Consider the following 8,584-nt stretch of genomic DNA (forward strand, 5'->3'; position numbering starts at 1 on the left):
ACCGTGCGTGTACTGCTGACCGGACACCAGGGATACCTGGGCACCGTGATGGCCCCGGTCCTCGCGGCCGCCGGGCACGAGGTCGTCGGTCTCGACGCCGGCCTGTTCGCCGACTGCGTGCTGGGCCCGCCGCCCGCGGACCCGCCGGGGCACCGGGTGGACCTGCGCGACGTCACGGCGGACCACGTGGCCGGGGTGGACGCCGTGATCCACCTGGCCGCGCTGTCCAACGACCCGCTGGGAGCACTGGCACCGGACCTCACCTACGCCATCAACCACCACGCGTCCGTGCGGCTGGCCCGGCTGGCCCGCGACGCCGGGGTGCGGCGCTTCCTGTACGCGTCCACCTGCTCGGTCTACGGCGCGGCCGGCGGGGACGACCTGGTGGCCGAGGACGCCCCGCTGCGCCCGGTGACGCCGTACGCGGAGTCCAAGGTGCGGGTGGAGGACGACCTGCACGCGCTGGCCGACGGCGACTTCAGCCCGGTGTACCTGCGCAACGCCACCGCCTTCGGCCACTCGCCCCGGCTGCGCGCCGACATCGTGCTGAACAACCTGGTCGGCCACGCGCTCCTGTCCGGCGAGGTCCTTGTGCTCTCCGACGGCACCCCCTGGCGGCCGCTGGTGCACGCCGCCGACATCGCACGGGCCTTCGCGGCCGCGCTGACCGCGCCGCGGGAGGCGGTGCACGACCGGGCGTTCAACATCGGCAGCGAGACCAACAACGTCACGGTCGCCGAGATAGCCGGGCAGGTCGCCGAGGCGGTGTCCGGCTCGAAGGTGGTGATCACCGGGGAGACCGGTGCCGATCCGCGGTCGTACCGGGTGGACTTCTCCCGGTTCCGCGCCGCGGTGCCCGGCTTCGACTGCGAGTGGACGGTGAAGCGGGGCGCGCTCGAACTCGCCGACGCCTACCGCGAACACGGTTTGACCCGGGAGGACTTCGAGCGGCGCTTCACCCGGCTGGCCGTGCTGCGGGCGGCGTCCGACGCCGGCACGGTCGACGACACCCTGCGGCGGCGCCGGTGACCGCGGCCGGCGGACAGCCGGTGACCGCGGCCGGCGCGGAGACGCACGCGGCCGGCGCGGAGATGCACGCGGCCGGCGCGGAGATGCACGCGCTGGTGGAGCGGCTGTACCCGCTGTGCCGGAGCATCACCGGCGACGGGGTGCGCGCCACCCTGGAGATCGTCGGCGAGTACATCCCGCTGCGGGTGCACGAGGTGCCGACCGGGACCCAGGTGCTCGACTGGACGGTGCCGCAGGAGTGGAACATCCGCGACGCGTACATCGCCGACGGCGCCGGCCACCGGGTCGTCGACTTCGCCGCGTCCAGCCTGCACGTCCTCGGCTACAGCGTGCCGGTGTCGGCGACCATGCCGCTGTCCGAGCTGCGCGCACACCTGCACACCCTGCCGGACCACCCGAGCTGGGTGCCGTACCGCACCAGCTACTACAAGCCGGAATGGGGGTTCTGCCTGTCCCAGGAGACCCTGGACGCGATGCCGGACGGCGAGTACGAGGTGCGCGTCGACTCCACACTCGCCGACGGACACCTCACCTACGCCGAGCACGTGGTCCCCGGTCAGGTCGCCGACGAGGTGATCGTCTCCTGCCACGTCTGCCACCCGTCGCTGGCCAACGACAACCTGGCCGGCATCGCGGTGGCGACGTTCCTGGCCCGGGCGCTGGCCCGGCGGACGCCCTACTACACCTACCGGTTCCTGTTCGCGCCCGGCACCATCGGGGCGATCACCTGGCTGGCCCGCAACGCGGGGCGGGTGGACCGGGTCAAGCACGGCCTTGTGCTGGCCTGCGCCGGCGACACGGGCCGCCTGACGTACAAGCAGAGCAGGCGCGGCGACGCCGAGATCGACCGGGTGATGCGGTACGTGCTGGCCGCCTCCGAACGCCCGCACCGCGTCACCGAGTTCACTCCGTACGGCTACGACGAGCGGCAGTTCTGCTCGCCCGGGTTCGATCTCGGCGTGGGCTCGCTCAGCCGGACCCCGTACGCCGGCTACCCCGAGTACCACACCTCGGCGGACAACCCGGACTTCGTCTCCCCCGAGGCGATGGCCGACACCCTGGCCGTCTGCCGCGAGGCGTTCGACGTGCTGGACCGCAACCGGCGGTACGTCAACCTCAGTCCCCACGGCGAACCGCAGCTGGGCCGGCGTGGGCTGTACGACTCGCTCGGCGGCCGCAGCGACGCCCGGCAGGCCCAGATGGCCATGCTCTGGGTGCTCAGCCTCTCCGACGGCGAGCACGGTCTGCTGGACGTCGCCGAGCGGTCCGGGCTGCCGTTCGACGCCGTCGCCGCCGCGGCCGGCGCCCTGCACGGCGCCGGGCTGATCAAGGCATGACGCCGATGGCCACCGAGGGGGAGAAGACGACGACACCGGCCGGGTCCGCCCGGCGGGCCGTCGTCGGCCGGTTGTCGTGGGGACTGGCCGACCAGGCGGCCTCCAGCATGACCAACTTCGCCGTGGGGATCTACGTGGCACGCTCGCTCGGGCTGACCGCGTTCGGCGTGTTCAGCCTGGCCTGGGTGACCTACGGCGTGGTGCTCAGCGTCTCCCGCGGGCTGGCCACCGACCCGCTCGTGGTGCGCTTCAGCGGCGTGCCGGAGGCCTCCTGGCGCGCGGCGGTGGCCCGGTCCTCGGGTACCGCGCTCGGCGTCGGTGCCGTCATCGGCGCGGTGTGTCTGGTGGTCGGAGCGGCTCTCGGCGGCCGCGTGGGGCCGGCGTTCGCCTGCCTCGGCGTCATGCTGCCGGGGCTGCTGCTGCAGGACGCCTGGCGGTACTCGTTCTTCGCCGCCGGCACCGGGCGGAAGGCGTTCGCCAACGACGTCGTGTGGGGTGTCGCGCTCGTCCCGGCCATGGTGGTGGCGGCCCGCGTGGGCAGCGTGGCCGCTTTCGTGCTCGCCTGGGGCGCGTCCGCGGCGGTGGCCGCGGTGTACGGCTGCTTCCAGTCCGGGATCCGGCCCCGGACGACCGGAGTGCGCGCATGGGTGCGCGAGCACCGCGACCTCGGCTACCGGTACCTGGTCGAGAACACGTGCGTCAGCGGCGCGAGCCAGCTGCGGGCGTACGGGCTCGGCGCGATCGCCGGGGTCGGCGCGGTGGGTGTGGTCCGGGGCGCCGAACTGCTGCTCGGCCCGTTCCTCGCCGTGCTGATGGGGCTGTCGCTGGTCACCGTTACGGAGGCGGCACGGGTACTGCGGCGGGCCCCGCACCGGCTGGGCGCGTTCTGTCTCCTGCTGGGCGCCGCGCAGGCCGCCGCCGCGCTTCTCTGGGGCGCGGCGCTGCTGCTGGTGCCGGACCGGTTCGGCGAGCTCGTGCTCGGCGGCGTCTGGCACTCCGCCTCGCAGCTCGTCGTGCCGGCCGTGCTCGGCGTCGCGGGCGCCGGTCTCGGCACCGGCGCGACGGCCGGGCTGCGCGCGCTCGGCGCGGCCCGGCGCAGCCTGCGCAGCCAGCTGTTCGCCTCCGCCTGCTACGTCGGCGGCGGGCTCGGCGGGGCGGCCGTGGCCGGCACGGTCGGCTCGGCCTGGGGCGTCGCCGCCGCGACCGTCTGCGGCTCGGCCGTGTGGTGGCTGCACCTGCGGTCGGCCCTGCGCGAGCGCCACCCCGACCCCATCCCCGAAGTGAGGACGTCATGACCGCCCACCCCCGGTTGAGCATCGGCCTGCCCGTGTACAACGGTGAGGAATACCTCGCCGAGGCGCTCGACGCCCTGCTCGGCCAGACGTACGAGGACTTCGAGCTGGTCATCTCCGACAACGCCTCGACCGACGGCACCGAGGACATCTGCCGCCGGTACGCGGCGAAGGACTCGCGCATCCGCTACCTCCGGCTGCCCCGCAACATCGGCGCCGCGCCCAACCACAACCACGTGTTCACCGAGTGCCGCGGCGAGCTGTTCAAGTGGGCCTCGCACGACGACCTGTACGCCCGGGACCTGCTGCTGCGCTGTGTTCAGGCGCTGGACGAGCGGCCGGAGGTGATCCTCGCGCACAGCGGCCAGGCGGTCATCGACGGCGACGGCCGGGTGAAGGTCCCCTACGAGTACGGGCTCGCCACCGACTCGCCGCACGCGCCGGAGCGCTTCCGCAGCCTGCTGTTCGAGCCCGGCGGCGACGACTTCTACGGGGTGATGCGCGCCGACGTGCTGCGCCGGGTGAAGCCGCACGACAGCTACCACCACGCCGACCGCACGTTCGTCGCCGAGATCACCCTGCACGGGCCCTTCCACCAGGTGCCCGAGCTGCTGTACTTCCGCCGCGACCACCCCACCCGCGCCGAGCGGGCGAACCCCTCCAAGCGCTCCCGGTGCGTCAACCTGGACCCGCGCCGGGCAGGCCCGCTGCACCCGACGCCCCGGCTGCTCGCCGAGTACGTCTGGGGCTTCGTCGCCGCGATCCGGCGGGCGCCGTTGTCGTCGGCCGACCGGCGCGCGTGCTACCGCCACCTGGCCGCTTGGATGGCCGGCCGGGTCCGGCCGGGCGCCGGCGAGCGGGTCGAGGACCGCGCCCCGGTCGACCCGGGCCGGCTCACCGTCTCCGTCGACGCCCTCGTCGCCGGCCGCGAGGGGAGGACGGCGTGACCGCTGCCCGCGTCGGGGTGTTCGGCCTGCTCGGCTCCGGCAACCTCGGCAACGACGGGTCACTCGAGGCCGTGCTCGGGTACCTCCGCGCCGAGCACCCGGAGGCGGTGGTGGACGCCCTGTGCGGCGGACCCGAGGTGGTCGCGGCCCGGTACGGGATCCCCGCGACGCGGCTGCACTGGTACCGCGGGGAGTACCGGACCGCGTCACGTGCGGGCGCGGTCGCGGCGAAGGGCGTGGGCAAACTCGTCGACGCCTTCCGCACGGCTGCCTGGGTGCGCCGGCACGACGTGGTGATCGTGCCGGGCATGGGTGTCCTGGAGGCCACACTGCCGCTGCGGCCGTGGGGCTTCCCGTACTCGCTGTTCCTGCTCTGCGCGACCGGCCGGCTGTTCGGCACCCGGGTCGGGCTGGTCGGCGTCGGCGCGGCCCCGATCGGCAGCCGGCCGACCCGGACCCTGGTGCGCTGGTCGGCGCGGCTGGCCGCCTACCGGTCGTACCGTGACGCCCCGTCCCGCGACGCGATGCGGGCGATGGGCGTGGACACCGCGCGCGACGAGGTCCACCCGGACCTGGCGTTCGCCCTGCCGACGCCGGAGGCGGGCGCGCCCCCGGGCGGCCCGCCGGGCCCGGTCTGCGTCGGCGTCATGGACTTCCACGGCGGTGACGACGACCGCGCCCGGGCCGAGGAGATCCACCGGCGATACCTCGACGGGACGATCCGCTTCGTCCGAGCGCTGGCCGAGGACGGCAGGCCGGTCCGGCTGCTCACCGGCGACGCGTGCGATGCGCCGGTGGTCGCCGCGATCCTCGACGCGGTGGACTCGCCGCTGGTCAGCGCCGCCGAGGCGGCCTCGCTGACCGACCTGATGAAGGAGACGGCGGCTGCCGACTCCGTGGTGGCGACCCGGTACCACAACCTGGTCTGCGCGCTGAAGGCCGGCACGCCGACGCTCGCCCTCAGCTACGCGGCGAAGAGCGACGCGCTCATGGCTCGGATGGGGCTGGAGGAGTACTGCCACCCGGCTCGCGAGGTCGACGCCGGCCGGCTGCTCGAGCAGTTCCGGGCGCTGGAGCAGCGGTCGGCGGAGCTGCGGCGGACCCTCACCGAGCGGAACCAGGCCGTCGCCCGGCAACTCGAGGACGGGTTCACCGAGTTGACGGCGGCCCTGTTCCCGACGCCCGGCCACGCCCGAGCCCACGCCCAAGCCGACGCCCACGCCCAAGGCCGCACCCGCACTCGCACCCGCACCACCCGGCAGGAGGCTCCATGAAAGCGACCGAAGTCCCGCGGATCGCGGGCGCGTACCTCTTCGAGCCGACGCCGTACGCCGACGAGCGCGGCTTCTTCTGCCGCACCTTCGACGCCGACGTGGTCCGCTCGGTGGGCCTCGACCCGGACGCCTTCGTCCAGGACAGCGTGTCCCGCTCGGTCCGGGGTGTGCTGCGCGGCCTGCACCTGCGCTCCGGCGCCGGCGAGGCCAAGCTGGTGCGGTGCTCCTACGGGCGGATCTTCGACGTCGTCGTGGACCTGCGCCCCGACTCACCGACATACCGCAACCGGGCCTTCTTCGAGCTGTCCGACGAGACGCAGGCCACCCTGTACATCCCGGCGGGGTGCGCGCACGGCTTCCAGGCGCTGACCGACACCGCCGACACCTCGTACCGGATCGACCGCCCGCACGATCCGGCCGAGGACGTGACGATCGCCTTCGACGACCCGGAGCTCGCCGTTCCCTGGCCGCTGCCGGTCACATCGATGTCCCGGCGGGACCGGGAGGCGCCGGGCCTCGCCGAGGTCCTGAAGCAAAGGGAGAGGTGAAGTCGGCGTGGACCGAGAAGAGTTCATCCTGCCCCGGTCGCGGACGGCGAACGAACGGCTGCACGCCCTGATCCCCGGCGGCGCGCACACCTACGCCAAGGGCGACGACCAGTACCCCGAGAACCTGGCCCCCGTCATCAGCCACGGCCGCGGTGCCCACGTGTGGGACGTCGACGGCAACCGCTACGTCGAGTACGGCTCCGGCCTGCGGTCGGTCAGCCTCGGCCACGCCCACCCACGCGTGATCGAGGCGGTGCGACGGGAACTCGACCGCGGCAGCAACTTCGTCCGGCCGTCCGTCGTGGAGGTCGAGGCGGCGGAACGCTTCCTGGCCACGGTGCCGACCGCCGACATGGTGAAGTTCGCGAAGAACGGCTCCGACGCCACCACCGCCGCGGTGCGTCTCGCCCGCGCCGCCACCGGGCGCCCGCGGGTGGCGATCTGCGCCGGCCACCCGTTCTTCTCCGTCGACGACTGGTTCATCGGCACCACACCGATGTCGGCCGGTGTCCCGGTGGCGACCACCGAGCTCACCGTGTCCTTCCCCTACGGGGACCTGGCCGCCACGGAGGAGCTGCTCACCCGGTACCAGGGCGAGATCGCCTGTCTGATCCTGGAACCCGCCACCCACACCGAGCCGCCGCCCGGGTACCTCGCCGGCCTGCGCGGGCTGGCCGACCGGCACGGCTGCGTGCTGGTCTTCGACGAGATGATCACCGGCTTCCGCTGGTCCGAGGCGGGCGCCCAGGGCCTGTACGGCGTCGTCCCCGACCTCTCCACGTTCGGCAAGGCGCTGGGCAACGGGTTCGCCGTCTCCGCGCTGGCCGGGCGCCGCGAGCTGATGGAGCGGGGCGGGCTGCGTCACTCCGGCGACCGGGTGTTCCTGCTGTCCACCACGCACGGTGCGGAGACGCACTCGCTGGCCGCCGCGATGGCCGTGCAGACCACCTACGTCGAGGAGGGCGTCACCGCGCGGCTGCACGCCCTCGGCGAGCGGCTGGCCGCCGGGGTCCGTGACGCCGCGGCGAGCATGGGCGTCGGCGACCACGTCGTCGTCCGGGGCCGGGCCAGCAATCTGGTCTTCGCCACCCTCGACGAGCACCGGCAGCCGTCGCAGCGGTACCGCACCCTGTTCCTGCGCCGGCTCCTCGAGGGCGGGGTGCTGGCCCCGTCGTTCGTGGTGAGCAGCGCGCTCGACGACGCCGACATCGATCACACCGTCGAGGTGGTGGCCCAGGCGTGCGCGGTGTACCGGAAGGCACTGGACGCCGCCGACCCCACCCCCTGGCTGGCCGGACGACCGGTGAAGCCCGTGTTCCGCCGCTTGGCGTGACCTGACGTCAGCGAGGTTCCCGCCGACCGGTTTCGGACGGCCGGTCGGCCAGCCGGTCGGCCGCCCGGTCGGCCAGCCAAGCGGTCGCCGGTACCACCGCCAGCGCGGTGCACCAGCCGCCGAGGACGTCGGTCGCGTAGTGCGCGCCCAGGGCGACCTGCGCCCAGCCCATGGCGGCGCCGGCGACCAGCGCCGCGGCGAGCACGAGTGACGTGCCGGCCGTCCTGCCGAGGCCGAGCCGGCCGGTCGCGAGCAGCGCCACCACGAGGGCGAGAGCGGTGAGGAAGGCGGTGTGCCCGCTCGGGTAGGACAGGTTGCCGTCGCCGTGGATGGTGCGTCCCACCAGGGGCTTGAGCAGCTTCGTCGTCCCCACGCTCATCCCGGCGCCGGCGACGGCGAGCACCGCCGCGCGAGGACGCCCGAGCAGCAGGCAGCCCGTCACGGCGGCCACGACGAGCGCCGCCGCTCCCCCGGGCTCCCCCAGGAAGTCCGTGGCCAGAGCGACGTGCCGCCACGGCGACCCCACGCCGTCCACCGCCGCCGAGATCCGCGCGTCCACCGCGGCGGGCTCGCCGTCGCCGGCGTACAAGGCCCCGAGCCCGACGACCGCCGACGCGGCGAGGGCCGCGATCAGTCCGAGCCAGGCGCGCAGCGACGGGGGCAGCACCGCGGCCACCGGCCGGCCGGTCACCCGCCCACCGCGTCGCCACGCCAGCGGAACGCTGTTCCGGGACGACCGCGAAGACCGTGGGTCCGGGCCCGCCACGGCCTCCGTGTCACGTCGACACCTCGACTCCCGCCGACGATGCGCTGCACCTCGCCCT

General features: G+C 74.4%; 8 protein-coding genes. 7 read left to right on the forward strand and 1 reads right to left on the reverse strand.

Going from position 1 to position 8,584, the window contains the following annotated elements:
- The first annotated feature begins 3 nt into the window (after positions 1-3).
- The 7 genes from ACZ4YY_RS28030 (at position 4) to ACZ4YY_RS28060 (ending at position 7,760) form a co-directional block, all read left to right on the forward strand.
- A complete protein-coding gene (locus ACZ4YY_RS28030) occupies positions 4-1,029 on the forward strand; it encodes an NAD-dependent epimerase/dehydratase family protein (protein WP_468296063.1) in 1,026 nt (341 codons plus the stop codon).
- Between the two features lie 62 nt (positions 1,030-1,091).
- Positions 1,092-2,366: a DUF4910 domain-containing protein gene (locus tag ACZ4YY_RS28035; protein ID WP_468296245.1), complete on the forward strand. Its 1,275-nt coding sequence runs from the start codon at positions 1,092-1,094 to the stop codon at positions 2,364-2,366.
- Complete coding sequence (locus ACZ4YY_RS28040; RefSeq protein ID WP_468296067.1) at positions 2,363-3,661, forward strand: hypothetical protein; 1,299 nt, start codon at positions 2,363-2,365, stop codon at positions 3,659-3,661. Before ACZ4YY_RS28035 ends, ACZ4YY_RS28040 begins: the two co-directional genes overlap by 4 nt.
- Positions 3,658-4,605, forward strand: coding sequence for a glycosyltransferase family 2 protein (locus tag ACZ4YY_RS28045; RefSeq protein ID WP_468296070.1), 948 nt, complete (start codon positions 3,658-3,660; stop codon positions 4,603-4,605). The genes ACZ4YY_RS28040 and ACZ4YY_RS28045 overlap by 4 nt, the downstream gene beginning before the upstream one ends.
- On the forward strand, positions 4,602-5,879 hold the full coding sequence (locus ACZ4YY_RS28050) for a polysaccharide pyruvyl transferase family protein (protein ID WP_468296073.1): 1,278 nt from the start codon (positions 4,602-4,604) through the stop codon (positions 5,877-5,879). The genes ACZ4YY_RS28045 and ACZ4YY_RS28050 overlap by 4 nt, the downstream gene beginning before the upstream one ends.
- Positions 5,876-6,427, forward strand: coding sequence for a dTDP-4-dehydrorhamnose 3,5-epimerase (gene rfbC / locus ACZ4YY_RS28055; protein WP_468296076.1), 552 nt, complete (start codon positions 5,876-5,878; stop codon positions 6,425-6,427). The genes ACZ4YY_RS28050 and rfbC overlap by 4 nt, the downstream gene beginning before the upstream one ends.
- A 7-nt stretch (positions 6,428-6,434) precedes the next feature.
- Positions 6,435-7,760, forward strand: a complete 1,326-nt coding sequence (locus ACZ4YY_RS28060) for a glutamate-1-semialdehyde 2,1-aminomutase (protein ID WP_468296079.1) — start codon at positions 6,435-6,437, stop codon at positions 7,758-7,760.
- 7 nt (positions 7,761-7,767) lie between these two features.
- On the opposite strand, the gene ACZ4YY_RS28065 is transcribed toward ACZ4YY_RS28060, so the two are convergent.
- Positions 7,768-8,451 (reverse strand): phosphatase PAP2 family protein, encoded by a 684-nt coding sequence (locus ACZ4YY_RS28065; RefSeq protein WP_468296082.1) that lies wholly within the window; start codon positions 8,449-8,451, stop codon positions 7,768-7,770.
- Positions 8,452-8,584 lie beyond the last annotated feature (133 nt).

It is taken from the genome of Streptomyces sp. NPDC030143 (genome assembly GCF_055573695.1).